The sequence below is a fragment of the Brevibacillus sp. NRS-1366 genome (assembly GCF_050467985.1).
Genome location: NZ_JBITPN010000059.1, coordinates 50507 through 77412, shown reverse-complemented (window position 1 = coordinate 77412; position 26906 = coordinate 50507). Strand labels below are relative to the sequence as shown.

Genomic DNA, 26906 nt, shown 5'->3' with positions numbered 1-26906 from the left:
AAAATCTACTGGTAAAAAAAGTCGATGCTCAGTTCTTGAACATCGACTCCCTTGTTTACTTTAATAAAAGCAAATACTTGATCAATGCCTCTTGTTCCTTGGGAGAAAATCCTGTGGTCCCGTCCACCCAGTATTCATGGCCAATTCCCTGTACGTGGACCTGTTGCAGGTTGGCCGATCGGTTGGCGGCAATCACCTTTTCCCTCAGCTTCTTGTCTACGAGCGCCCGCAAGCTATTTGCAGGATCAGGCTGGATGCCTTTGTCCAAGGTTCCTGGAAATCCGAGCTGTTTTTTGGCGTCTGCCCCTACGATTACCCCGCCGTCATGCAGGTAAGGGGCTGTCCAATACAATCCGATCAAACTGGGTGTCTTGTATCCGCCGGGAGAATCCCCTTTGGCGAATGCCAATTTGATTTGCTCGGGATCTAGCATGTCTGTAGGAACCTTCAATACTTTGGCGTCTGGAGGTACGGGCACCGGAGTATCCGGCGAGAAGATCGTTGCTTCTCCCCAGATTTTTTCCGTCACCTTCAGGGCTTGTGCCCGGGACGGATCGGTTCCGATTTCCGGTGCTGGGACAATCCGATTGTTGGTATAAAAATCGCCAGCGTGACACTTGATACACGACGCCCGTTGAAATACGTCCCGGCCCAAATCTAGTGTCGACGCATTGGCCGTTATCGGCGGTTTAGGCGGCACGAGCCTGTTTTGCCAAACGGACATGGCATTGTTTTGTTCATTGACCTTCGTTCCGGGAGAGCTCACGATCAGCCCATCCGGGGCAATCAGCGTCGCTTTCGGAAACGAAGGCGGCAAAATGACCTGGTTTACTCCTGGCGTTCCAGGCGTCGGGTCCACTTTAGCAAAAAACTCTGATGGCTTAATTCCCATTTCCGTCGAAAAGCGGTATGTAGGGCTCGCAGCATTTTGAAGAATTGTTCCGATATACACTTCCTTGTCGATGCCGAACAGCTCGCGGCTGACTTCCGATTGGGTCAGAGAATCCGAATTTTGCGCATGCACATTGTTGTTAAAGGTACTTAAGCCCTTAAATGGTCCAGCCATAGCATGTCCGCTCCAGCCGTACGGAAAATCCCCAAGGGTAAACGAATCGGGAATTTGTGCCGGATTGCTTTTCATGTCAATCGTAGAATCAAAATTCCCTTTTGGCCATTTCAGAGCGTTTGCATCAACTGCGTCTTCCAACGCTTTAGGATCAGGCAACGCGGCCCTTTTCCCATCGCTGGTCTCAACCGTCCGATCCAGATTTTTCATGTACTTTTGCAGTGACTCTATATCCGTGTGTGCAAAGTAAGCCGCCGAATTGGTCGCCATGGCTATAAACAGGCCTGCGTTCAAGTCAACGTTTGGCGCACCTTCAATAATCTGTTTGGTGTCACGGTCCACCGTCGCGTGACAAGCGGCACAGGATATGCCTGCTTTCCATGTTCCTTGTGATTGCTTGAGCGGCATTCCCAGGATTTGATTCCATCCTTTTGGAACATCTAATCCGGTGTCGATCTTCGTCCCTTTTTTGAAGGTTTTACCCCCGATGGTTACGGTCTTCTCCAGTTCCACCTGCAGATTGCTTGTCCCCTGTCCATTCAGCTCCCCAATCGCCTTTTTCACGTTGGCAAGCGTAATAGGGCCGTTAAAAGCTCCCATGATGTCAGTGATAAACACTTCATTGCCGAACGTTTCTTCATAAAACGCTTTTTTCCCCAAGTCAATCAGCGCTTGGTCCATTTTTATCGCGCCGTTTTGCGGCGACAGCATGGCCCGCCCTTGTTCCGTCTTCTTTAACTCTTCTGCTTCTTTTTTGGTGATGGTCCGCCCCCAAAGATCGTAAGCGGGTTCGTTTTCGCCAACGTTTTGCTCTGTGTCGGCAGATAGGCGTTCGCTTATGGCTTCTGCTTGTTTTTGCTTTGCGTACGTGAACCCCAAATTGATCAGCAAAACAAAGGAAACGATAAGAAATGCGATCCAGTACTTCTTTCTTAGCATGAGTTTTTCACCCTCTGTTGTATTGCGTACCCAATGTTATTGTTTTATTTTGGATCAAATTTATTCCTTTCGTTTCCCAAAATATCCCCGCACCAGGATTCTGTTATGATTGCAAGCGCGGGCGAGCCGGATTGCACGATGGTTATTGAACGTCTGTTACTTCCGACAGCTCCTGCGTCAAAGCATACGCCTGCTGATTTACCAATTGCAGTTGATTACCGCTCAACCCTTTGCGTGCTTGCATCAATAAACGGTCATAGGCGGAAATGAAATAGAAAGCCCGCTGACTGTCCGTCTCCGCTTGCCGTGGCAACGCATTATAGATCATCCGGGCGTGATCCCCGAAAACTTGCAGCCAAAATTGATGCTCAAACGACGCCGTCTGCTGATAATTGCGATCTTCCAAGGCCTTCCCTCCGTTTTAACATTCGATATATAGCCTATGTGCATACGCCTGGAGGAGTACCTGGTTTACCGTCTGATTAGAAAAGAACGGTTCATTTCAGCGATGGATCTCATCCCGCAGTTTGCCATCGTCAGATCCAAATCCGTAAGTAAATTCTGGATGACCCGTCTAACCCCCATTTCACCCGCCACGGCCAATCCATAAATATAAGGGCGGCCGAACAGGATTGCCGACGCCCCGACCGAGATAGCCTTGATGACATCGGAGCCTCCACGTATACCGCTATCCATGAGGACCGGGATCCGTCCACGTACGATGTCGAGGACATCCAGCAAAGCATCCAGTGCAGCTACTTCTCCGTCCACTTGCCTGCCTCCGTGATTGGAGACGATGATGCCATCCACGTTATTCTGCAAAGCCAATTCCGCATCGCGCGGGTGCAGAATCCCCTTGAGGAGGATCGGTAACCTGGTATAGCGACGTAATATCGGCAAGTCCTCCCATGTCAAGCTTGGGTGAAAAAACATGCTCCCGAACAAGGCGATCGCTGCTTTCCAGTCTTCCTCCGGCGGTTTTTTCAGCTTCGAGCGAAAAGCCGGGTCTGTCACAAAATTAGCAATCCCTTCTCCAGCCAGGAAAGGATTGTAGGCATTTCGCACGTCTCTCTCCCGCCAGCCGTACAGTGGCAAGTCAACAGTAACCACAATTGCAGAGTATCCAGCGGCTTCTGCCCGGCGAACCAGGCTGGCAGCCACATCAGGATCACTCGGCCAAAATAGCTGAAACCAGCGAGGCGCTTTTCCCATCACAGCAGCAACTTCTTCAAGCGGCTTGGAGGAGACTGTACTGAGGATAAATGGAACTCCTAACCCGGCAGCAGCTCGTGCGGATGCCAGCTCGGCCGTTGGATGGGCAATGCCTTGAATGCTGATCGGGGCGAGCAAAACAGGAGCAGGATACGTCTCGCCGAGCAAGGTAACTCTTTTATCACGCTTGGATACGTCCCGCAGGAAACGCGGCTGAAGCCTCCAGTTTCGAAACGCTTCGCTGTTCATTCGAATCGTATCCTCTGCGCCTGCTCCACCGGCAATATAGCCGAATGGCCCGTCTGGCAAAACCGCTCTTGCCCGAAACTCCCATTCGGGAAACGAAACGGGAAGCCGTTGTTCAAGAGATCCGTCCATCTTTTTTATCCCCTTTCCCAAGCGACTACTGCCTATCTTTCCTAAGAATATGTGCAGAGTCCTCAAAGGGTTTCCCTCACTTTTTCAGAGACAGCCATTCGGCAAGCGCATCGATGGTCCTCGTATCCAATTGGCTGCCAAAAGCCGGCATGATGGCGCCGCCATACCTAATTTGCTGGGCAATCTGCTCTTTCGTTTTACGGGAGCCGACGTGCAGAAGTGCAGGGCCGAATCCTCCTTCCAAACCCTGTCCGTGACAAATCATACAGTTGTTTCGATACGCTTGTTCCGCTCTGGCAGCATCGACGGTTTGCTGGGGCGGAAGCGTCAGCATCAGCATCAGCGGAATCAAGGACAAAACGTAGTTCATCGCAGATTCCTCCCTGTGTATTTGTGAGATAAAGGGGTACATCGCTTATGTTTCCTCACGAGCATCTCCGACAGTCCGTAAAATACAGTTTTTCTAGAGACGCAAAAAAACTGCTGGATCTGTATCTGACAGACTCAACAGTTTATTTTTTCATAAACCAATTTCTAGTTTTCGTCCAAAAGCTCGACTGTTTGCCGTATGCGCTTATCAAAAGTGACGATTTGCCGATACCCTGCACGAATCAACATTTGCCGTGCTTCATCCAGATAGCTGCCCAAATGATCTGGAAAATGAGAGTCGGAGGAAGTGGTGATCGGCACTCCATACTCCCGAAGTATCTGCAGAAAGCTGTAGCTAGGGCACATTTCTTTGACAGGATAGCGATAGTACAATCCCGTATTGATTTCCGTCGCTGCCCCATGTTTCTGTAAAAGCTCGGCAATACGGTGGTAGTACGGGAGCAATTCCTCTTCCGGCGGACGGTATCCGAATACTTTCAAATTGTCCAGATGAGCCACTATATTGAACAATCCGGATGCAATCGCTTCTTCTACCACTTGAAACTGCTGCTGATAAAGCGAGAGCAAGTCTGCCTCCCTAAACCTCTCCTGCGTCTCTGGATTGTCAAAGCCCCAACCGTTTACAAAATGAACCGAACCGATGACATGATCCCACGGATAGCTCTTAATCATGGGAGCGAGTACAGCTTCCCCGCCCGAAAAATAATCGGCTTCGATTCCGAGTTTGAGCGCAATACCATCTGCCTCCCAAATCGGTTGCTGCTCCTGAATAAACCCGACGAACTCATCAATCGAATTCGTGCAGACTTGATCCAGCCAGATGCGCTGCAAGCGTCCGAGATCACCGTCTTTAAGGTGCATATGGTGCTCAAAATAAGGCTTGAACTCTTTAAAACGGTATAGATGATCGACGATTCCCACATGAGAGAGGCCCAGTTTTTTGGCGCGCACACGGTACAGATCGAGCCACTCATGGGAATACGCACCACGGTTAATCCTCTCATGCATCCATGACGCCAGCTCCTCCATCCACTCCCGTGTGTGCCTGTCCTGCGCTGGCTCACGAAAGTGGAGCAGAGCCTCGGCTGTACGACTCCACCACCGCAATGAATACGGACCTTCCTCCAGATGTACGTGATAATCTACTTTCATGCTCTTCCCTCCCTATTGCCGTTTGTCCCGGGAAATCCCCTGTTCTTTCTGCACACACTCTCTCTATTTCTGGACTTATCAGGACAACAACGGCTTTCTGCGTTGAACTTGCCTGTACGCTTTTCGCTTTCAACGAATGCTTTTTGTTGTTTTCTTGTGCTTTTAAGTATGTTTCCTTTTATTATATTGGGTTTTTCTATCGGTGCACAACTCCTTTCCCTACATAATCCGTTACGGCGTTAAAAAAGCTGAAGCCCGCCAGGGAGCTTCAGCTTGTCATCACTGCATATAACTTGATGTATTCTACTTGCTAACAGAGACAACATGATAAGGGAGGTTCTGCTTCGCAAAATCGCTTACAAAGCCCGAGGGATGGGCGAGCTCGATGCTGATCGGATTGATTGAGGCGGCTCGATCTGTCGGATACCACGGGCGTTTTTCTTTGACGAGCACGAACACCCCCTCCTGATCCCCATAAAAGCAAAAGGAATCGGATTCAGCGGAAAATTCGGTCTCCAGCGGTGAAAGTCCGCTCGCAAATTGCGCAATATCAGGCACAGGTATTCCTACCTCCTGGACACCCAGCCACTCCTTCCCTGTCTCGGAAGGAAAGGAGAGAATCTCCAGAATGTTTTTCTCCGGATCTTCAAAATAAAGCTGCCTTCCCTTCCACATATACGAGCGCATGATCTCTTCTCCCTCTTTGCTCGTCAGGATCGGGGCCACTTCCTTGATCCGTGCGGCATAGCGATCAAATGCAGCCTCGGCAACCCCCAGGGCAAAGTGGTAAAAGGGCTTTTCCTCCGTCTGCTCAAATGCCAGAATCGTACGCCCTGCAGAGACGGCAAACGAGTGAGTTGTCCTTTCCATGAGAGACATCTGCAAGCTGTGATGATAAAAATAAACCATTTCTTCCAGTTTGCTTGTTTGCAGAGTCACTTTTGTGATTTTCATGGCTTATCCCCTTCCTACCCGCCCCCATCAGGCTGTCATGGCGGCTAAGCGCTACATTTGATAGATTCCTGTATACTTCTGTTCCAAATAACGAATCAAATACTCTGTATTCAACGCTTCTCCTGTGACGCGCTCAATGATTTCAGATGGCGTGTACAGTCTGCCGTGGCGATGAACATTCTGTGCGAACCACTCACGAATTGAACCGAAATCGCCTTGCTTTATCCCTTCCCCTAGCTTTGGCTTTTGCTGCTTCAATGTATGATGAAACTGTGCTGCATACATGTTACCAAGAGCATAGGAGGGGAAGTAACCGAATTCTCCGCAGGCCCAGTGACTATCCTGCAAAACACCTTGCGCATCCGTCTCGGGTGTGACGCCCAAATGGCTCTGCATCTGCTCGTTCCACAACCCAGGCAGCTCCTTTACCGTGATCTCCCCTGTTAACAGCGCTTTTTCCAGTTCATAGCGGACGATGATGTGCAGGTTGTACGTCACCTCATCAGAGCCGACGCGAATTGCTCCAGGCTGAACCTGATTAATCGAATTGTACACGTCTTCCGGTGTCAGTGCTTCAAGCTGGCTGCCAAACAGCTTCTTCACCTCTCGCAGGAAGAAATGCCAGAATTCCGGGCTGCGCCCGATGAAATTTTCCCAGTAGCGCGACTGCGACTCATCGATAGCCATCGAGGCTGTTCCCCGCAAAACAGAACCTTCCAATGCCGGATCAATCCCCAACTCATAAAAAGCATGGCCGCATTCATGGATCGTGCTAAAAATCGCCCGGCGCAAATCATGCTCCACAATCCGTACCGCTACGCGTACATCACCCGTGTTCATCGCAGCGGCAAACGCATGGGCGCTCTCATCCACCCGACCGGCATCCCAATCGTATCCGAGCTTGGTCAATAGCACACGGATCAGCTCCCGTTGCCTGGCGACCGGATAACTTTGCAAAAAAACGTCTTCAGCAAAGCTTTTCCGAGCCTGCCCGATCCGCCCCAGCAGTTCGCCCGTAGCGCTTTGCAACCGTGAAAATAGCGGGTCCAACGCTTTCACCGTCAGGCCCGGCTCGTATTGATCGAGAAAACCGTCATATGGATGGTCTCCTACCTCATACGCTTGCCCCAATTCTATGGCCAGCTCAACCATTCTTGCCAAAGCCGGGTGGTACAGCGCAAAGGAATTCTTCTCCTTCGCTTCCTCCCAGATCAATTGCGTCTTGGCGGCATGAACCACGTACTGTTCATACAGCTTTACGGGGACCGCTGCCGTTTTGTCCATTCGCCGCCGATATTGGCGAATGGTGGCCTGCGTTAGCGCATCAAGCTGCTCCCATACAAGGGGGTCACTCAACGCTTCCAGACAGTTTTTCATTTGCTCGGATGTCGTCAGCTGGAACAGCTCGGCTGCCAGCGTACCTTTTGCTTCCGCCATGAGCGGTATTCCCTTTCGCGGTGCGGTGACAGCCGCGTCCCAGTTGATCAGGCTGACGATATCCTGGTAGTGACTGATACGTCGATCGAGCTGTTTGAACTGCTCCACTGTGGAGTGAATCATCATTTCGCTAACTCCGTTCTTTATTCAATCGTTGCCCACTTGAAGTCGATGTTCCCCAATCCGTCTGGCAAGGCACCCTTGACTTTGGGATTGGTCATCCAGGAATGAGCGTTGAAATAAACCGGTGCAATCGGCATTTCGTCCATCAAAATCTGCTCTGCTTCAGCCAGCATGCCGAGGCGTTTATCATTGTCCGCTTCCTTGCCGGAGGCTTCAATCAATTCCTTGAATCGCGGGTTCTCCCAGCCGGTTTCATTGTTTTCTCCTGTTTTGTCTTTAAAAATATTCAAGAAAGTAACAGGATCCTTGTATGTAGCAGACCAGGTCATCCGTCCCAACTGATACTTGCCGTAGCGCATCGTGTCCAGATATACCTTCCATTCCTGCAGCTCCAGCTTCACATCAACGCCCAGCACTTTCTTCCATTGATCCTGCATCGCTTCGGCAATAGTCTTGTTGGTTTGCGAGGAGTTGAGGGAGAAGGTGATCTTGGGCAGCTCGGTAATCCCCAGCTCCTTCATTCCTTCATCCAGCAGCTTCTTGGCATTCTCTGCATCGTTGTCTTTAAAATATCCGTCCCTGTTCAAGGGCATCACACCCGGAACAATCCCTGTCGCAGGCTCCTGATTTGCTTGCAGTACATTGTCCACAATCGTCTGACGATTGATGGCATAGGCGAACGCTTTGCGAATTTTCGCATTTTGGAATGGAGCCTGGTTCGTATTGAATTTGAGCATATAGGTAGCCGCAATCGGCTGGATTTGCAAGCGGCCGCTCTCCTTGAGCGGTCCAATCGCATCCACAGGCAGCTGGCTCATCGGTGAGCCGACCCAATCGAGATCATCGTTTTCAAACATGGACAACTCGGTGCTCTCGTCCTCCACCATGGAAAACTCGATTCTATCAATCTGCACCTTGTCCTTGTCCCAATACTCCCCGTTTTTGGACAGCGTCATTTTGCTTTTGTGCTGCCAAACATCCATTTTGAAAGCACCGTTTCCGATATGTGTGGCAGCCTCCGTCGCCCAGTTCTTGTTCGCTTCAACCGCTTTCTTGTTCAACGGATAAAACGTATAGAGAGAGGTCAGCTCCAGGAAATACGGGGATGGATTTTCCATCTCAACGACCAGTGTCTTGTCATCTGTCGCCTTGATGCCGACATCCTCTGCTTTGCCATTCCCTTTATTATACGCCTCTGCCCCTTTGATCACGTACATTTCATAGGCCATCGTAGAAGCCGTTTCCGGATTCAGCACCCGTTTCCAGGCGAACTCGAAATCGTGCGCCGTTACAGGATCTCCATTGCTCCACTTGCTGTCGCGCAGATGGAATGTGTAGGTTTTCAGGTCAGGTGACACATCGATGGTCTCGGCGACAGAAGGGCTTTGCTTCCCATCTGGGTCAAGCCGTGTCAAGCCATCAAACGTAGCCCGCAGCACGACGCTGGACGTATTGTCGTCCGCGATCCCCGGGTCAGCCGTAGGCGGTTCGGTATGAAAATTCAGCCGTAATACTTGCTTTCCTCCTTTGGCCGCTTGTTCGGTTCCCTGATCAGATGTCGTCTCTGCTTGTCCCTGCTGGACGCTGCTGCCCGTACAGCCTGCCATCATCATACTTGCCGCAAGAAAGATACTTGCTATGGAAAAAGCATACTTCTTCATAACCAATTCCCCCTTGATTTCAAGTCTCTTGCAAAAACTGGAGTATAGCTGCTGCCAAGGTTTTGGAGGCAATCAGTAAAGCGCGTTCGTCAATGTCAAACTTGGGATGGTGGTATGGATAAACCTCTCCCAGCTCGGGATTGGCTGAACCCGTAAAGAAATAGGAACCCGGCACTTTTTGCAAGTAGTAGGCAAAATCCTCCGAGCCCATAATGGCATCCATTTCCACAATATTCTCCGCGGGCAGTACCTGTTTGGCGGCCTCAACCAAAAGCTCTGTCTCCATCGGATGATTCCACGTAGCCGGAAGCCCGCGCTCATAATTGAGCTTGTAGCTCACGCCCGCAGCCCTGCAGGTTGATGCGATGATATCCTCTATCATTTCCTGAATATTGTTGCGAATCTGTTCGTCAAACACCCGAACCGTCCCTTCGATCCTCGCTTCCCCGCTAATAATGTTGGTGGCTGTGCCGGAATGCAGCGAGCCGATGGAAACGATCGCGGTCTTGAACGGATCAACACGCCGGCTGACGATATGCTGCAGGTTGCAAACGATCTGTGCCGCTGCAACCAGTGCATCCCTGGCCTGATGTGGAGCCTGGGCATGTCCGCCTACGCCAATCACATCAATGAAAAAATCGTCGGCCGCAGCCATGATGTACCCGCTGCGATACGCAACGGTGCCGACAGGATAATCATTCTCCATATGGGTGGCAAAGATCGCATCCACCCCTTCCAGACAGCCATCCTCAATCATCTGGATCGCTCCGCCAGGCAGTACCTCTTCGGCATGCTGATGAATGAAGACAATGCTGCCTTGCAGCTGCTCGCGTACTTCCGAGAAAGCCTTGGCTAGCCCCAGTACGATCGCTGTATGCGCATCATGACCACAGGCATGCATGACGCCCGGGTTTTTCGAGGCATACGGTGTATTTGTCTGTTCCTCAATCGGCAGCGCATCGAAATCGGCGCGTACCGCCACTGTCTTGCCCGGCTTTCCGCCTGTGAGCGTGGCCACTACTCCGCGACCTCCGACTCCGGTTTTTACGTCCAGACCCAGCTCTTGCAAAAACTCGGCGATTTTTTGCGGTGTTCGCACCTCTTCAAAGGACAGCTCGGGATACATGTGCAGGTCTCTGCGAATCTCAATCATGTCAGGATGAAGCTCTTGTAAGCGGTGTAAAAGAGATTGAAGCATCGTTTCGTTTCCTTTCAAATGTTCATTTTTCTGCCAGTTGATCTGGCTGCAAGAAGCTCTTTTTTTGCGCTATAAACCTCTTGCTAGCTTCAAAATACCGTTTGTTTTGGCTTAGTCAACTCCCTTTATTTTCCATAATAATCACAAAAATAAGATTAGTAAGCAATTATACAATAAATAAAAATTAAGTAAATGGATAATAAATTTCGAAAATTAATACTCCAAAGGGTATTCTTGCTTGCAGGGGCAACAAAAAAGCCATCTGTAGCGACAGACAGCCTTTTTACGAACTATGATGCAACCACCTTGATCAGTTACTTTCCATCCATGCCCTAGGGACGATATCCGTACATCCCGAAAATAATGACCATGCACCCGTACAAAGCCCCGGCAGGAAGAAGCGACAGAGCAATCCACCATTTTTTCTTCGTCCCCTTTGCTTTCCTGAACCATTGGAAGTAGTTGAACAACAGAATCAAAAGGAAGGGGAGAAAATAAAAATCGAGCATGAAATAGACCCACTCCGAATTGGATTCCCAGTACTTTTCCGGAACAGGCAGCGTATGGTACTGGCGGTATATCTCTTCTTTTCGCGAAATAAAGATGTAGGAAAGCACGAGATAGTAGCAAATTATGACTGCTTTTTGCCACAGCCTGACGCCGGATGTGATCAACGTAATCATAAAAATAATGCCCAAGATGAACCATAATGCCATGTATTCCATTTCGATCCCTCCTAAAAGGGATTATATTTTTTTTGCCCCAGATGTCATAAGTACCAATTTTTTCTGGTACCTCCCCTGTCGGACAACAAGAGTCGACAAAATTTGGGATTCTACCTATAATAGATTTGTAGAAAAAAGCTCTCTCATTCTAGGAGATGATTATGATTACATATGCGATTTCCTTTCTGCTGTCCTTTTTTATTGTTCTTGTGTTGATTCCGCCACTCGGCAAATTGGCATTTCGACTTGATTTTGTGGACAAGCCTCGCAAAGACGTAGAACGGAAAATTCACAGGGAACCCATCCCGTTAACCGCTAGCTATGCCATTTTCATTGGTTTTGCAGCATCGTTTGTTCTTTTTTCAAAAGAATCACCTGAGCAAACAATTGCTGTCCTGACAGGATCATTACTGCTGCTCGTCATCGGAACGATCGATGATTGGTATAAAACACAAGGCAAGGATTTCTCCGCGCTGCCTAAGCTGATTGTCCAAGTATCGGCGGCTGTCATCGTCTACCTGTCTGGCATCACCTTTTCCGGCTTTTACAATCCGCTGAGCGGCGAATACATTCTGCTCCCTGTATGGCTGCAATTCGTCTTGACCATCCTGTGGATCTTTGGCGTCACCACCGTCATCAATTTCTCTGATGGCATGGACGGGTTGGCCGGAGGACTATCAGCAATCTCGGCCGGAACCCTGTTCGTCGTCGCACTGGCAAAAGGGCAGAGCACCTCGGCAATCATGGCGATCAGTCTGATCGGTGTCGCTCTCGCTTATCTGCGTTACAACAAACCACCTGCGAAGATTTTCATGGGGGATGCGGGAGCGACCTTCCTCGGCTTTATTTTGGCGGTCATCGCGCTGGACGGTGCTTTCAAGCAAGCTACGGTGCTCTCCCTGTTCATCCCGATTTTGGCTCTCGGTGTGCCGATCTTCGATAATCTGTTTGTCGTGACGAAGCGCTTTATGCAAGGGAAGCCAATCTATCAAGCCGATGCCAGTCAAGTGCATTACCGATTGCTTCGCATGGGACTCAATCCTAAGCAAGTCGTCGCGTTTCTCTGCTTGATCAGCGTGTGCTTTAGTTTGACCTCCATCATCTTGCTCTTGCTCGGAGTGTAACAAGGAATACATACAAAAATGCCGCTTGGGTCATTCGCCCGCGGCATTTTTTTGTGGGGTTATCGCGACCCGTGCAGCTTTATGCAAGCTCTCGCTTCCCGGTTGTCGTCGTCTGACAAATTTGAAAGCCTGCCTTTTCATACAAGTGGATGGCAGGATGATTATGTGTACCTGTAATTAGGTGCGGCTGCAGCCCTTTTTCCAGTGTGCGGTTGACGAAAAAACGAACGAGCTGTTCGCCAAAGCCTTTTCCTTGATGAACCGGGTCTACAAACACATCATACACTTCTCCATGTGGAGTCAAAATCAGCGAGCCTACAAACGACTCCTGATCGTAAAACAAATAAATATCCTCCCGCATGTCGTTTAAAATCCATGTTTTCCAGGAAGTCATCGTTTTCTCTGTGTAGTCTGTCAGCTTGTACGGCTTTAAATCTATTCCTTTTCGCACCTCATAGTAGGCATCACTTTGCGACTGTATGTACATATCCAGGTCTTTTTCCTCAAACTTTCGTACCGAAAGCACTGGCTCAGGACCAGCTTCACCTATGTATTTCATAAAATGATGGCCCCAGATGGGCTGAAAGCCTCGTTGGGCAAAAAAATCGGTAGACGGCTGTTGATCGACCCGATAGGTGGTGGCAACGGCGGCCGGTTTTTTATCCTGTAATTCTGTCCAGACCTTGTCGAAAAGCGCGGAGCCAATCCCCTGATTACGGCTGGCTGGATGTGTATACAGATGGATTTCGGCTGTTCCATCATCTCCGAAAGACGTGAGATCATACATGGCGCAGGCCCGGATCTGTCCTTTTTCCTCATAAACATAGACCGTAGAGTTCTGCAGCATTGCCGCAATTTCTTCCAGTCGCCACAGGATGCCTTCTCCAATCATCTTCACGACTGACTCTCTCTCTGGTGGCAGCCATTCTCGAATCATTATGCTCCCCCTTCTGCTCTCTCCCATTTGCTTCTTATATTAGCTTTGTTGTACAGTTGCAGCTTCTACTGCCGCTTGCTCCGATTGCTTGCGCTGCTCCAGGCAGGCTGCACATCTTCTGCTTTTTCTGCCAAAAGCCGTATAGTATTTACTCTTTTTGCACGAACGGCACGTAATATAAAGCGAGCTGGATAAGCTGTAATTCTCTTCTGGTGTGTTTTCAACAAGGTGGACGGTCTTGTTGAATTTGATGAGCAGATGGGCAGTATGGATCGCATCTACCAAGGCAGAGTGAAGTCTCCCCTCCTGGATGATTCCCGCCGTATCAATCGCTTCTTTTAAACTCATCTGCTTGCGGTCAGCGAGCAGCATGCTGATCGGAGGCTGGATATCGTTATAGTTGCAGAGCCAAGAAAAATCAAGACCGAAGCGGGCGCAGTGCTCAATCATCAGCCGTTTGTCGTCTTTTCCCCACGTGCACAAATAGTAATCGGAATCCTCCCCGATCCATTCCAAAAAGGAGGCAAAGGCTTTGCGAAACGGGATGAAGGTCGGCATGTTTTCTTTATCCAGACCGATAAACTTGCGCGTCCGCTCCGTAATTCTGCGCTCAATTGCGGGAAAAGTATAGCGCTGAAAGGTCTCTACTTCCACTCCGTTTTTCCCCGGTACGACTTTCGCAGCTCCTATTTCGATAATTTCGGGTATCTTGTCTTTTTGATGAGTAAGTGTGGTTTCCAAGTCAAACACGATAATTTGCAATGTATAATCACATCCTGAACGTAATAGCTCTATTATGCCGGGTATTGGGACCAGAAATCAAAAAAAGTGCGTTTTTTTAGGGAATAAATAATGCCTGTATACCATTAGAAAAGGAAAAAGGGAATGGAATGGAAACCAAGCGTGCTGATTAAATGTGAGATAGAGTTCAACCTCGTCTCCATATGGAGAGACGAGGTCTTTGGTTAAAAACTCCTTATATAGACATCCATTTTCATAGAGATAGTCGGGCCTTGGGAATAGACTGTATATGGCCCCCTTTTTTCTGTTTGACACAGCACTATTCGAGAAATAACTACTGCAATCTAGACGGAACAAAGAACGCATTTTCCACTTCATCGGCAGATAATGGTCTGCTGAAATAGTACCCTTGAATTTCCATACAGTCGTTTTCGGTAAGAATGTCGAGTTGATCCTTTGTTTCAATTCCTTCTGCAATTACGTCCAATTTGAGATGCTGGGCCATGGCGATGATAGTGGCCACAATCGCTTTGTCGTTATTGTTTTTTGATATATCCGTGATAAAGGAACGATCAATTTTCAATTTATGAATCGGAAATTTTTTCAAATAACTGAGTGAGCTATAGCCTGTTCCGAAGTCATCCAAACTGATCCGGGCTCCGATCTTGTTAAGCTCCTCCAGTATACTAATGGATACGGCCGGATCCATCATCATGCTCTCTGTTATCTCCAACTCCAAATATTTGGGGTCCAGCTTCGTTTCCTCGAGTATGTCCTTGATATACTCCACCAAGTTGGGCTGATGGAATTGATGCGATGAAAGGTTCACAGACACCGGTATAAGCGGTCCTCCTTCGTCATGCCACTTTTTCATCTGTCTACAAGCCTCCCGAAGAACCCATGTACCAATTTCATAAATCAAACCTGTCTCTTCAGCAATGGGGATAAACGTCCCAGGAGACATCATCCCTTTGGAAGGATGATTCCATCTGACGAGTGCTTCCAATCCGATCATATTATTGTGCTCAGCATGAAATTGCGGCTGGTAATACACCACCAGTTCATTTCGTTCAATGGCTTTTCTAAGATCACTTTCCAGCTCAATATTCTCTATCAGCTGGACATCAAGGGCCGGCGTGTAAAAAAGATGTCCGTTTTTTCCCTGTTTCTTCACTTCATACATCGCGGCATCCGCTTTCTTGAGCAACTCGACAGCATCTGTCCCATGTAAGGGAAATATAGCCGTGCCAATGCTGGCTGAAATGTAGAAGTCGTTATCTTTTAAATGAAATGGCTGCTTGAGGGCATCAATCATCCCTTCAGCCAATTCAGCCGCTCTCCCACCGTCTGCCTCCGTCTCACAGATGATCGTAAATTCGTCCCCGCCCATTCTGGCAATGGTCGCATTGTACCCTTCTGCGCTTTTCGTAATTCTCTTGCTGACCCCTTGTAAAAATATATCTCCATAGGTGTGCCCCAAGGAATCATTGATCATTTTAAACCGATCAATATCGAGAACCATTACAGCAAATGTGGATGAGTCGTGATCACTTCTCTCAATCGTCTCGCTGAGGATCTGATTGAACTTTCTTCGGTTGGGTAATCCAGTCAATTCATCGTGATAGGCTAAATGCTTGATTTTCTCCTTAGCCGAATTTTCTTCGGTTACATCCTTAATAATAATATGGTTCCCTACTACTTCTCCTTCAATATCTACCGGTACGATCATTACACTCAGCTCGACTTTGCTCCCATTTGCATGATGCAAAACCGTTTCAAAGCTTTTAGGGAGATTCCTCTGAACTTGGTTATATAATTTTTTGGCTTTGTCTCTTTCCTCCCATGCTATATGCAACCCAAGCTTGGAAACATGCTGATTCATGTATTCATCCAGTCGAAGTCCAGAAATCTTGGTTACTGCCGGGTTCATATTGATGATGATGTCATTCGTATCCAAGGAAATAATGCCGTACTCATTATTTTTATAAAGCGAATGATACCAGCTTTCATTTTCTTGAATGACGGAATCTTTTTGTGAAAACTGTTTATTAATAAACACCCCAGCCAAAGTAACCCCGAGCAGCAGAAAGGTGGCCAACACGATAATATAAGCTAATGTGCCCGTTTCAATCTGCATATCCATAGTACCCATGATCTGCTCACTTGCATGGAAATGTGCCGCAACCATTCCGGTATAATGCATCCCAGCAATCGCCGCTCCCATAATGAGGGCACTGCCCAGCTTGTACAAGTAGGCAAATTTCGATTGATCTTTACGAAAATAAAACAACAGCCACAAAGCCGCCACAGAGGCAGTGCCTGCAATGATAACAGAAAGAACAACCACCCAGCTGTCATAGGTTATTTCAATGATCATCGCTGCCATCCCGACATAGTGCATCCCCGATATACCGGCAGCCATCAGTACGCCGGAGATGACAAGGTCCTTTATCCTCAGCTCATCTCTTGTTACAGTAAACAACGCAATACTTGAAACAAAAATAGCTAGGAGAACCGAAAGAACCACTAACTCTATGTCATAGAGAACCTTTATCGGGAGAGTAAGCGCCAGCATACCGACAAAATGCATGGACCAGATTCCTAGTCCCATCGAGGTTGCACCAAAGACTAACCAGAGGAGTCGGTGTTTCCCCTTGCTCATAGTCACTCTTCCTGCCAAATCGAGAGCAGAATAGGAAGCTGTAACAGCGATTAAATAAGACAGAATAACAAGGAAGCTATCGTACGTTCCGTGTATCTGGTGATGCAAACCCCTTCACCTGCCTTCTTCATTCTTTATCCTCAGTTTTATGCCAGTATATCGTTTTGAAAAGAACGACACAATTGAATTATGGAATCATTATTAAAACACGAAATCCTGGTAATTTCCCTTCCCTTTAACCAAACAAAAACCCCGACTGTCACAGGCAGACGAGGGTTACTTACTGCGGTTCGAAGCCTGATTTGACCACGACAATTTAAAAAGCCTGACCCGCTCAGGTGTCAAGCATGTCCGGCTCCTTGAACGTATGTTGACGAAGTGACTGCAGCCAGTCGAATGTCCACTCTTGTCCCTATCCCCTCTATTGATTCAACGTTAATTTTCCCATCCATCTCCTCAATGAGCTTCTTGCAGACGGATAACCCAATCCCTGTCCCTTTCTCCTTGGTTGTATAAAACGGTTCAAAGAGATGCTTCAAGCGCTGCTCTGAAATGCCACAGCCGTTGTCTTCAATCGTTATGCAGACATACGGTTCAATCACCAATAATTTGGTGCGGACCATTACAGTACCATTCATGGCTACCGCATCTATTGCATTTTTGATCAGGTTCAGACAAATCTGCTCCACATGAGTCGGTATCGCCCATACCAGGCAGGAATCCTCTTCATACGTAAAAGACAGAGAGACATTCTTTTCAACGCTGTAATGCTTGGCCAGATCGTTTACCCGCTCAAGAAGAGGCCGCAATGTTATCGCCTCATTTTGCTTGTCCATTTGTTCGTTTTTGCGGGCTAATATCAAAAAATTGGTTACCAGCTTTTCCAGTGCTTGCACCTCATGCTGGCAAATTTGAATGTACTGGGTAAACTGCTTCCGATTGATTTCCTCGGATTCCTGCTCTATGCTCTGACCCATCAACTGAAGAAATCCGTGAAAGGCAGCGAGGGGATTGCGAATCTCATGTGCCATTCCCGCAGCCATTTGCCCGATGATTCCGATCTTCTGCTGATGTAAATGGCTGATCATCTGATCCTTGGAAGCCAGAAACCCGCGTATCGTATGGTGATAGCGTACATTTAAAATATGGTACAGGCGTGCAAACAGCGCTTCTTTCATCTCGCTCGCCCCGCTGCAACGGTTGACTTCATCGAATACATTTTGCCGCAGATTAAATAAGACTTCGAGCAACACTTCTTTGGGAATTTCCTTTTGCGCCCAGCGCTCACCCCAGATGTACGCTTCGGCAGCCAAAGCATGCAAATACTCTGCATACTCTTTCTCCTCGGCGAAAATTTGTTGAAAGGCTTCCGTCAGCATACCTTGAATTCCCATTCGCTGCTGCTTCTGATACTTACGGTAATAACGAGAAACGGGTTCACCAAATAAGAGCATATCTCTCATATGCAATTCCAAGATCTCTTCCTTTACCGCAAGAAAAATATGTAACCATTGGCTCCTAGCCGCTTCCCAATCCATCTTTCTCGTCTCCCATTGTGCCTACTGTGCCGCCAGGAATTCCCAGCAAACAAAAGAACAATTCGCTAGAAAAACGAATTGTCCTTTTTCCTGTAGCAACAACCGTTGCAGGCTTTAGTTCGCACCTGTTTTGAGTAACTGGCGCAAGGAATAACTCATTCTCTCGATCTGACCTTCAGGTGATCGGAAAAAGTCAATCCAGACAAACGAATCTCTTCTCTTGAAAAGGAAGCTGTCCTTGTCTGTGGGGATGAGAGGATATGAAAGGCTGTCTACTTCGAGGTACAGCTCACCCTCTCTTTTTTCAATCAGGGCCTTGGTCCACTCCTTCGACTCATAGCTCCCCGCGTACTCGGATAGCTGCTCCTCGGTCATCTCATAGCGCACGACTGGATAAAGCGGCTCGTTTGCGGGCCTAGAAGCGATCGTATTCAGCAAGCCCACGACCAGCTCCCGTACAGCGACTCCATCAACATTGATCAGCACGACACCCGTCAAACCTTTGTCAGGAACTGCAAAGATGTGCGAACTAATGCCCTTCAGCGAGCCTCCATGCTCGATCAATTGTCCATCAGGAAAAGCAGGCGAAACCATCAGCCCGTAGCCGTAGTAGCGATAGCCATCGCATCTGGCGTGCGGGGAAAGCATCTGGGCAACGCTATCTGCCGACAATACGTTCGCTGCACCACTATCTCCACCTGTACGGAATACTTCCAAATAGGCGAGCAGATCGTTTACGGTCGATTTGAGAAAGCCAGCTGCCCGCATGGCTGGTGCATCGTGCCAAAACGGAGCGGCAATCACCTGGTCCACGCCCTCGATTTTCTTGTTCGTGTACAGAACGGTGACATCGTCCTGATCCGCCAAGGCTTCTACATCAAAGACTGTCCGCGTCATGCCGAGCGGCTGTAAAATATGTTCTGCCACGTACTCCTCGTACGTTTTCCCGCTCACTCGTTCAATGATCGCACCTAAAAGGCCATACGCGTCATTGTTGTAGCTAAAAGCAGTCCCTGGCTCACCGAGTGGCTTCCCATCAAATCCGGCGATTGCCTCCATCACCTGTTCGTACGTATCCAAATACGGCAGGCCTAAGAGGTCAGTCTCGGCTTCCGTACCGATAATCGCAGGGTCCTGCTCCATGCTGCGCTTCATGGCTCCGTCCAAAAAAGGCAAGGGTGCCATTCCCGGCGTATGCGTCATGAAGTGATGAATAGTGATACGAGTAGACAGCTCCTGGTCACCCGCACGGAATTCGGGCAAATACATAACGACTGGGTCATGAATAGATAGCTTACCCGCCTCCTGCAGCTGCATGATGGCGACGCAGGTAAAGGACTTGGTGATCGACGCGATGCCAAACACGGTATCCATGGAGAGTGGCAGCTCACGTTCTCTGTCGCGATAGCCAAACGTTTTGCTGTACAGCATTTTCCCGTAACGGGCTACCCCGATCGCAGCTCCCGGTACTTTGGCCTCGTCCAGCAGCTGCTGTGCATAGGTTTCAAATTCCTGCATCCATGTACGCAAGGCTCATTCATCTCCCATCGCCTGATCGTAAATCGCTTTGGCTATCCGGGCGATTGTATGCTCTGCTGCGATCTTGTCGGTTACACCCCGAGATAATACGGTAATCGCTATCGTGCCTTTTCCTTTTGGCAAATAAATGATGCCCGCATCATTGACAACGCCATTTACAGTACCTGTTTTATGCGCGACCTTGGTTCCTTCCAGCAAGAGAGCTGGCAGGCGGCTATTGTATTGCTGCCGGTGCAAAATATCGAGCATGACCTCACACGATGCCGGAGTCAGGATTTGTTTTTGCGCGATCATAGCCAGGAGGCGATTCAGATCAGCAGGCGTGGCAACGTTGTTATCCCGTGTTGGCAGCGAAACGTCATGGATGATTTCGTACTCCCCTGTCTCTTCCCTGCGCTCGTATTCAGCAAAGCCTGCCGATGTCGGTCCTAGCTCGTTCATGCCCACACAGTGATTCAGCAGTTCCCAGCAAGTGTGGCGCAGATAAATTTCGTTTAGTCCAAGCTCACGCATATGTGCGTTTACCTGGTCCAGCCCACCAATCAGCTCGATCACGAGGTCTGTCGCGTAGTTGTCGCTCACAATCGTCATCAGCGTCGCCAAGTCCTTTACAGTCAAAGCAGCACCCGCATCCAGCTCCTGCAAAACCCCGGAACCAGGCACTCTGTCATCACGCTGCAGTGTGACACGTTGATCCAATCGAATCTTGCCGGCCTCTACCTCCCGCATCAACGTAACCATGATCGGAATCTTGAACGCACTTGCCAATTGGAAAAGCTGATCGTCCAAATTGCCCGCAAATTCCCCTGTCTCCAAATGCCTAGCTGCTACACCGAACACACCCGGTGCGTCCGTCAGCGCTTCCTCCATTGCCTGTTGCCAGCCCATGTCCATGCCTCCTTGTTCGCCCTCAAAATGGCCAACTCGATAAGGTGTCGGCCATTTCTGTCTTACGCTATTGTTCTTTGAACCCCCACTTGAAGTCGATGTAGCCCAAGGGGTCCACAGTGATTCCTTTTACTTTGTCATTTTGTACCCAGGAATTGACGCTGCTGTATACGCCTGTAACCGGCATTTCGTCCATCAGGATGCTTTCTGCGTCGATCAGATACTGATTGCGCTTCGCCTCATCTGGTTCGGCATATGCTTTTTTCACGAGCTCCACATACTTCTCATTGCCCCAGAAGGTAGAGTTCTTGGAGCTGTACTTCTCCATCATCAGCTCCAAGAAGTTGACAGAATCGTTGTAATCGCCTGTCCAGCCTGTACGCGAAATCATGTACTTGCCATGCTCCTGGTCGTCAAACATGACCTTCAATTCCTTGTTCGTCAGCTTCACGTCCACGCCGAGCACTTGTTTCCACTGGGCTTGCAAAGCCTCGGCGATCTTTTTATTGAGGTCAGAAGTATTGAACAGATAGGTGATTTCAGGCAGCTTGGTCATTCCCAATTCCTTCATGCCTTCTGCCAATAACTGTTTCGCCGTCTCAGCATCATTATCCTTGAAATATCCATCGGGTTTTAATGAAGCAGAAAGCGGAACAAATCCCATTAGCGGCGTCTGACCAGCCTGTCCAATGTTTTCAGCAATATCCTTGCGGTTGATCGCGTAAGCAAACGCTTTGCGAATCTTTGCATTCGTGAATGGCGGTTTTTCTGTTTGGAACAGCAAGTAGTAGCTGGTTGCGCGCTCCATCGTTTTCAGCTTGCCTTCGTCACGCAAAGGCCCGATCGCATCTGCAGGCAATCCGCTGATTGGTCCGCCTGCCCAATCCAGCTCGCCGCTATTGAACAGTTCCAGTTCCGTATTCGTATCCTCGATCATGGAAAACTCGATTTTATCCAGCTTCACGACGTCATTTTCCCAATAGTTCTCATTTTTCGCCAGCTCAATCTTGTTTTTATGCTCCCATTTTGCTAGCTTGAACGGCCCATTCGTGACAATCGTCTCCGGCTTTTTCGCCCAATCCGGATTGGACTCTACTACTTTTTGATTGACCGGATAGTAGAAGGTAGCAAGAGTAAGGAAATACGGTGTCGGATTTTCCAGTGTGACTTCCAATGTTTTGTCATCCACTACTTTGATTCCGACGTCTTGTGCTTGTACTTTTCCTTCGAAGAATGACCTTGCATTTTTAATCGCGTAGTACTTGTAAGCTGATCCACTGGCTGTTTTGGGATCGAGAACGCGCATCCAGGCAAAGGCAAAGTCATTTGCCGTAACCGGATCGCCATTGCTCCACTTGCTGTCGCGCAGTTTGAACGTGTAGACCTTTTTGTCTTCTGAGATTTGAATATCGGAAGCAACAGAGTTCACCGGTTTTCCATCCTTGTCCAGCCGCACCAGCGAATCGTACAGCGAGCGGATGAAAGCTCCTGAAATGACATCGTTGGACATTCCTGAATCCAATGTTTCTGGTTCAGCCGCATTCATGTGCAAAACCTGAGTAGCAGCAAGCTGTGAAGGCGCCGACTCTGACGTCGACTGCTTGGGCGGCTGTGTCCCTGTCTGATTCGCTTGATCGCTGCTGCTACAGCCTGCGAACAGACCTGTGAGCAGAACAAACATACTCAAAATGGCAACTGGTTTTTTCATGCTGGACCCCCTACAAATCATGTATTCTCTGATGAATAAATATTCTGCAAATTACGTGCCATATGTAACTATCTAGCTTTTTCCGATTTCATTATTCATCAATGAATAGTTTTGCTCGCTCTTTTCCGACATTTTTCAGCCAGCTGCTTTTGGAACAACAAATAGAGGTATTCATGATTGAATACCTCTATTCAGAGACGAATATATGCGGGAGCATGTGCCAAAAAGCGAAGCCCCTTTCTTTTAGCTGATAGCTGGTTCGTACATGGAGACCGCATCACAGGAACGCCTGCAAAAAACGATCGGAACATGCTTTTGTTTCGCCAGCTTCTTTATATTTTTGCTAAGACTGTGACTGACGAAATTGATAAAGACGAGAATAAGCTCTGTATCTGAAGGGATAGTCGTTTTCACATCTGACTTTTTCCTCCCGGATACGTGATAGACGTGGCGGAATCCTTTATCCTGCAATAAGCTTTCAATTTCTCCTAACCGATCTCCTCCAACTACTAGAACGCCTGCCATTTCAAGATCCTCCTCTCTATTATCCTCATCTTCATCCGTTTCGAGCCTTCTGTGCTGCCCATTTGCTACTTGCTTGCCCGAAGCTGATTGTATTTTGCATCGGCCTTTTCAGCAGGAAGTCTGTATTTTTCCGTCCGCTCGATCTGGACCACCTGTGAATCGTGAACCACGATATGTATGGAGCCATATTCCAAAGTTTCCAATGCACGTGTGATTCTCTCCATCAGCAGATCATCAAGAACACCTGCTTTTTTTAGCATAAGGTCCCGCCTCCTTTGTCTCAATCAAAAAACAAAAATCAAATATACATTATTCCTACCTGTTTAGTTTGTTTTATTCTCTTGATAATACCTCCTCATTCCCAGTCTGTCAATGAAAAGCACTGGGTCTACGAGGAAACCGATTCTAAATCGAGATGGGTACATCAAGGTGAAAAAATACCCTCCAACGAGATTCGTCAAAGGGCACTCTTATTCGAAGTATTTTCGCCCGTACCCATTTATCAGGAAACTAACGATAAGCGGATAAAGGCAACCTTTATGTGCGTCGCGAGATAGGGGCATTTGGTTTCATTACATCCCCTCCTTTTCTCCGTAAAGCTTTAGCTTTTGTTTGACAATGATCATATCGGAAGTCAGTTTATTCCATCTTTTGATTTGCTCTACAGATACGCCATTTTCCTTGGAAATCTTCCAAAGAGTGTCCCCAGGTTTTACGAGATACACTTTCTCAATCTCATCATCCTTACTACCGACAGTTGCTTTTTCTCTAATCTTCAGTTGTTGATCGACAATGATCATTTCGGAAGTAAGTTTATTCCATCTTTTGATTTGCTCTACAGAAACACCATATTTCTTGGAGATTTTCCAAAGAGTGTCCCCTGATTTTACAAGATGCACTTCAACCTTCTCTTTTTTATCGTCCGTTTTCTTGTCATTCTCTCCACCTGCTTGTTCAGAACGGTCATCACTCTGCAATATCCCTTGTTCTTGCAAAACAGTAATCATATATTCCGCACGATGCTGATAGGTATCATTACAGACAGCACGTCTGCCTTGCTCTCGGATCTGATTACACTCCTCGGGATGTTCCAGGTAGTAGCGGATCAATCGTAGTGTTTCTTGGGGGGAAGAAGAAACAACAAGGTCATGACCGTGCTTGAACTTTCGCCTAATCTCCGGGGTATCTTGTGTAAAAAGAAACCCGCCCGAACCCAGTATTTCATAGGTTCTTTGCGTCACTTGTGTCTGATAATTTTGTAAACCAATGACGATATCAACAGAACTGTAGACTTTGTTTGCATCAGGGTAAGGCAAATACCCATACATCCACTCTCGGGGTATGTCCACGCCTAAATATGGTTTCATTTTATCCCAATCCCGTCCAAAAAAATTGATTCGTATCTTCTCCTGAACGAGCGGACGAATCAGTGTATCGAGTGATATAAGTCGATAATGATCAGGATATTTTTCTAAAACATTTGGATAGGCATTCGCGACTACAGCAATAGAACTGCGGTATCGAGCGTGACTTTCCACGGGTTGATGGACACTTGAGTGATGACCGAAGTCCATATGAGCTGCTTTTATACCTAGGCTGTTGTAATGCTTAACCCAAGAAGGACAAATCGTAAATACGAAATGAGGCTTTATCATCCGAATTAATGGTACGGAAAAACTCACAGCAAAGGTGGGGTCTTCTGTTGCCCAGTAAATAAGCGGCACATCTGTGGAATGTGCGTATTTTTGGATCCAGTTTTGTCTTTGAAATGTGTGTTCAGGTCCCCACCCCATCATGATTATTAAATCAGGCCCAAACTCAGAAATCATCTCAGGAATGTTTTGTTCCGTTAATGGACCGGAGACCATAACTTGATGTCCGGCATCACGAAATCCATTTGGCAGTCCATGAATCCACATGGGATGACTTTCAAAAAACAAAACACGCATTTTTTCACCTCATATTTTGATGCTTAATTCTCCCGTACAATATGCAGCAGCCTGCCGACTGGAAACGACTGCTACAGCAAGTCTTACAAGAGTTACCTGCTGTCCTCTTGCGCGATCCTTTGTAACTTTTTCAACGCACTCTGAATTAATTCTGGGCTCCTTGTTTCTATTCCATGAAATAACTTCCAAAAACTCGTCACTTTTAAGTAAAAAGCATTGATTCGTTTAAAAAATGCTTGATCAACTGTTGCACCGTAGGAACGTATGACCGTTTTTGCAAATTCCTCACTATATGCTTTGTGTAAGCCTACAAAGTCATATGCCGGGTCTCCCACCCACATAGACCCAAAATCAATGACACCTGAGATTGCTTTCTGTTCCGGATCATAAAGAATATGTTCCGGTTTAAAATCATTGTGTAATAGACATGGGGAAAATTTGAAGGAATCTGAGTCGGATAAGAAGCCAGTAAATACACGATCAGTCCAAGCCTTAAGCATTGAATCCATATAAGGAAAAGCCTTATTTTGAATTCGTTCGTAGATTCTCTGCCACGTCTTTCTTGTGCCGGAGGTATCAAAAGCGTATGAAAAAGCATTTTCTATTGGATAGGTATGAAGAGCTGTCAAAAATCTCCCCAGATCATGAGCCAACTGCTCCCTTTGTTTATCCTTAAAAGAAATAAGAACTGCATTTGTTAGAGGAATCCCCTTGAGGATGGGGTAACCAACATATGTGATTTCATCCGCTGGGCTAGACGAATAAACAAAATGAGGAATAGCTACCGGAAGAATATTACTCAATCCCGGCAAAATACGCTGCTCCAATTGTAATGTTTTTTTTGCGTTTTCCGTTCTCGGAAAGCGGAAAATAAATCGTCCTCCTACTACTAAAACAAGATTTGACCATCCTGAATCATTTATTCGGATCAACTCCCTTGATAATTCAGGATGCTTGGTTTTTATATAAGTAATCAATGAATTTGCTGGCAGCAACCTACTCATCCTCTCGACTGTAACTTCCCATTGATCCATAATATGACTTAGCCAAGAAATGGGGAGAGCGTTTTACGTCAAGTCCTCGAGCATGAACAACAAAAAAGCTGCCGTTCGATTATGAACAGCAGCTTTTTACGTAATATCCACTTTTTTACTCACGAGTCGATCAGATCCTGCACTTGCTTACTTAGCAAAACCAGACAGTGCTTTTGCCGTCTCGCAGACAGCCGGAATGATTTGGGAGTCGAGAATAGCTGCTGAGAGAATGCTGGTCGGGGCTGCCACGTTCACTGCCGCTGTAATCATTTTGTCTCGGTCAAAAATAGGTACGGCAACCGAGCAGATCCCAAGCTCGAACTCTTCATTGCTGACCGCATAGCCTCTCAGGCGGATTTCTTCGAGCTCCGACGTCAAGTCACGGAGCATCGTTTTGGTCTGGGTCGTAAAGGATTGCAGATCGACACTCTCCAACTGAGCAGTCAGCTTTTCCTTGGGGAGGAATGCCAAGAGAACCTTCCCCATCGAGGTAGCATGTGCCGGCAGCCGCGAGCCAATCATGACATTGAGCGTGGAAAAATTGGTAGAGGTAGCGGCACGAGCGATGTAGACGACCTCATTTCCATCCAATATTCCGATATGCGCAGACGCGCCTGTTTGATCGCGCAACTTTTCTAAGTACGGTCTTGCCAATTCTGGGAGCTGCATGGTGTTTAAAAAGGCAAAGCCGAGCTCCATTACTTTGGGAGTTAGCTGATAGCGCTTGGTCGTCTCATCCTGAAAAAGGTACCCCAAATGCTGAAGGGTGTACAAAAATCGGAATGGGACAGTCCGGCTTACCCCCATCTTGGAGGCGATCTCTGCCAAACTCAACGTTGAGTGAGAAGCGTCGAACATTTTTAATATTTCCAACCCCCTGATGAGGGAATTAGAGAGGTACCGATCTTTCTCCGTTTTCGGCATGAGCGCTTGTTACTCCTTTCACTAAGGGACATGCAATAGGAACCATTGAACCTATTGTAGTCTTCACGCGGTAACGTAACAAGTGCGAATAGCCAAATAAGT

Annotated in this window: 23 protein-coding genes; 1 reads left to right on the top strand and 22 read right to left on the bottom strand. The window is 47.7% G+C overall.

All coding sequences use genetic code 11. The features are described 5' to 3' along the window. Positions 1–55: 55 nt before the first annotated feature. The 10 genes from ACIFQN_RS32515 to ACIFQN_RS32470 form a co-directional block, all read right to left on the bottom strand. Positions 56–2005 (bottom strand): electron transport protein, encoded by a 1950-nt coding sequence (locus ACIFQN_RS32515; protein ID WP_429837199.1) that lies wholly within the window; start codon positions 2003–2005, stop codon positions 56–58. Between the two features lie 142 nt (positions 2006–2147). Next, on the bottom strand, positions 2148–2411 hold the full coding sequence (locus ACIFQN_RS32510) for a DUF2935 domain-containing protein (protein ID WP_429837198.1): 264 nt from the start codon (positions 2409–2411) through the stop codon (positions 2148–2150). A gap of 65 nt (positions 2412–2476) precedes the next feature. Further along, positions 2477–3595, bottom strand: a complete 1119-nt coding sequence (locus tag ACIFQN_RS32505; RefSeq protein WP_429837197.1) for an alpha-hydroxy-acid oxidizing protein — start codon at positions 3593–3595, stop codon at positions 2477–2479. 76 nt (positions 3596–3671) lie between these two features. Further along, on the bottom strand, positions 3672–3965 hold the full coding sequence (locus ACIFQN_RS32500; protein WP_429837196.1) for a c-type cytochrome: 294 nt from the start codon (positions 3963–3965) through the stop codon (positions 3672–3674). A 164-nt stretch (positions 3966–4129) separates the two neighbouring features. Then, positions 4130–5137 (bottom strand): histidinol phosphate phosphatase domain-containing protein, encoded by a 1008-nt coding sequence (locus ACIFQN_RS32495; RefSeq protein ID WP_429837195.1) that lies wholly within the window; start codon positions 5135–5137, stop codon positions 4130–4132. 303 nt (positions 5138–5440) lie between these two features. Then, positions 5441–6091, bottom strand: a complete 651-nt coding sequence (locus ACIFQN_RS32490; RefSeq protein ID WP_429837194.1) for a VOC family protein — start codon at positions 6089–6091, stop codon at positions 5441–5443. A gap of 51 nt (positions 6092–6142) precedes the next feature. Next, a complete protein-coding gene (locus ACIFQN_RS32485) occupies positions 6143–7654 on the bottom strand; it encodes a carboxypeptidase M32 (RefSeq protein ID WP_429837193.1) in 1512 nt (503 codons plus the stop codon). Positions 7655–7671: 17 nt separating this feature from the next. Then, positions 7672–9312 (bottom strand): peptide ABC transporter substrate-binding protein, encoded by a 1641-nt coding sequence (locus ACIFQN_RS32480; RefSeq protein ID WP_429837192.1) that lies wholly within the window; start codon positions 9310–9312, stop codon positions 7672–7674. Between the two features lie 19 nt (positions 9313–9331). Then, on the bottom strand, positions 9332–10510 hold the full coding sequence (locus ACIFQN_RS32475; protein ID WP_429837191.1) for a M20 family metallopeptidase: 1179 nt from the start codon (positions 10508–10510) through the stop codon (positions 9332–9334). 332 nt (positions 10511–10842) lie between these two features. Then, complete coding sequence (locus ACIFQN_RS32470; protein WP_429837190.1) at positions 10843–11235, bottom strand: hypothetical protein; 393 nt, start codon at positions 11233–11235, stop codon at positions 10843–10845. Between the two features lie 155 nt (positions 11236–11390). Here ACIFQN_RS32470 and ACIFQN_RS32465 point away from each other — a divergent pair, with 155 nt between their 5' ends. Continuing rightward, on the top strand, positions 11391–12359 hold the full coding sequence (locus ACIFQN_RS32465) for an MraY family glycosyltransferase (protein ID WP_429837189.1): 969 nt from the start codon (positions 11391–11393) through the stop codon (positions 12357–12359). A gap of 79 nt (positions 12360–12438) precedes the next feature. Here ACIFQN_RS32465 and ACIFQN_RS32460 read toward each other — a convergent pair whose 3' ends face one another. From ACIFQN_RS32460 to ACIFQN_RS32405, 12 genes are all read right to left on the bottom strand, one after another. Continuing rightward, positions 12439–13296: a GNAT family N-acetyltransferase gene (locus ACIFQN_RS32460; RefSeq protein ID WP_429837188.1), complete on the bottom strand. Its 858-nt coding sequence runs from the start codon at positions 13294–13296 to the stop codon at positions 12439–12441. A 39-nt stretch (positions 13297–13335) separates the two neighbouring features. Further along, positions 13336–14058, bottom strand: a complete 723-nt coding sequence (locus tag ACIFQN_RS32455; protein WP_429837187.1) for an exonuclease domain-containing protein — start codon at positions 14056–14058, stop codon at positions 13336–13338. Between the two features lie 313 nt (positions 14059–14371). Then, complete coding sequence (locus ACIFQN_RS32450) at positions 14372–16807, bottom strand: bifunctional diguanylate cyclase/phosphodiesterase (RefSeq protein WP_429837186.1); 2436 nt, start codon at positions 16805–16807, stop codon at positions 14372–14374. A gap of 233 nt (positions 16808–17040) precedes the next feature. Next, a complete protein-coding gene (locus ACIFQN_RS32445) occupies positions 17041–18237 on the bottom strand; it encodes a sensor histidine kinase (protein ID WP_429837185.1) in 1197 nt (398 codons plus the stop codon). A 114-nt stretch (positions 18238–18351) separates the two neighbouring features. Further along, positions 18352–19767 (bottom strand): serine hydrolase, encoded by a 1416-nt coding sequence (locus ACIFQN_RS32440; RefSeq protein ID WP_429837184.1) that lies wholly within the window; start codon positions 19765–19767, stop codon positions 18352–18354. A gap of 3 nt (positions 19768–19770) precedes the next feature. Then, positions 19771–20664, bottom strand: a complete 894-nt coding sequence (locus tag ACIFQN_RS32435; RefSeq protein ID WP_429837183.1) for a serine hydrolase — start codon at positions 20662–20664, stop codon at positions 19771–19773. Positions 20665–20731: 67 nt separating this feature from the next. Continuing rightward, entirely contained in the window at positions 20732–22372 is a 1641-nt protein-coding gene (locus ACIFQN_RS32430) for a peptide ABC transporter substrate-binding protein (protein ID WP_429837182.1), read from the bottom strand. 243 nt (positions 22373–22615) lie between these two features. Further along, on the bottom strand, positions 22616–22897 hold the full coding sequence (locus ACIFQN_RS32425; protein ID WP_429837181.1) for a DUF2325 domain-containing protein: 282 nt from the start codon (positions 22895–22897) through the stop codon (positions 22616–22618). 65 nt (positions 22898–22962) lie between these two features. Further along, complete coding sequence (locus tag ACIFQN_RS32420) at positions 22963–23157, bottom strand: YezD family protein (RefSeq protein WP_429837180.1); 195 nt, start codon at positions 23155–23157, stop codon at positions 22963–22965. Positions 23158–23469: 312 nt separating this feature from the next. Then, positions 23470–24846: a LysM peptidoglycan-binding domain-containing protein gene (locus ACIFQN_RS32415; RefSeq protein WP_429837179.1), complete on the bottom strand. Its 1377-nt coding sequence runs from the start codon at positions 24844–24846 to the stop codon at positions 23470–23472. Positions 24847–24938: 92 nt separating this feature from the next. After that, positions 24939–25841 carry a phosphotransferase family protein gene (locus tag ACIFQN_RS32410; RefSeq protein ID WP_429837178.1) on the bottom strand — a complete coding sequence of 301 codons (903 nt, stop codon included), beginning with the start codon at positions 25839–25841 and terminating at the stop codon, positions 24939–24941. A gap of 186 nt (positions 25842–26027) precedes the next feature. Next, the gene (locus ACIFQN_RS32405; RefSeq protein WP_429837177.1) at positions 26028–26804 is read right to left on the bottom strand and encodes an IclR family transcriptional regulator; all 777 of its coding nucleotides are present in this window, start codon (positions 26802–26804) and stop codon (positions 26028–26030) included. Between the last annotated feature and the right edge of the window lie 102 nt (positions 26805–26906).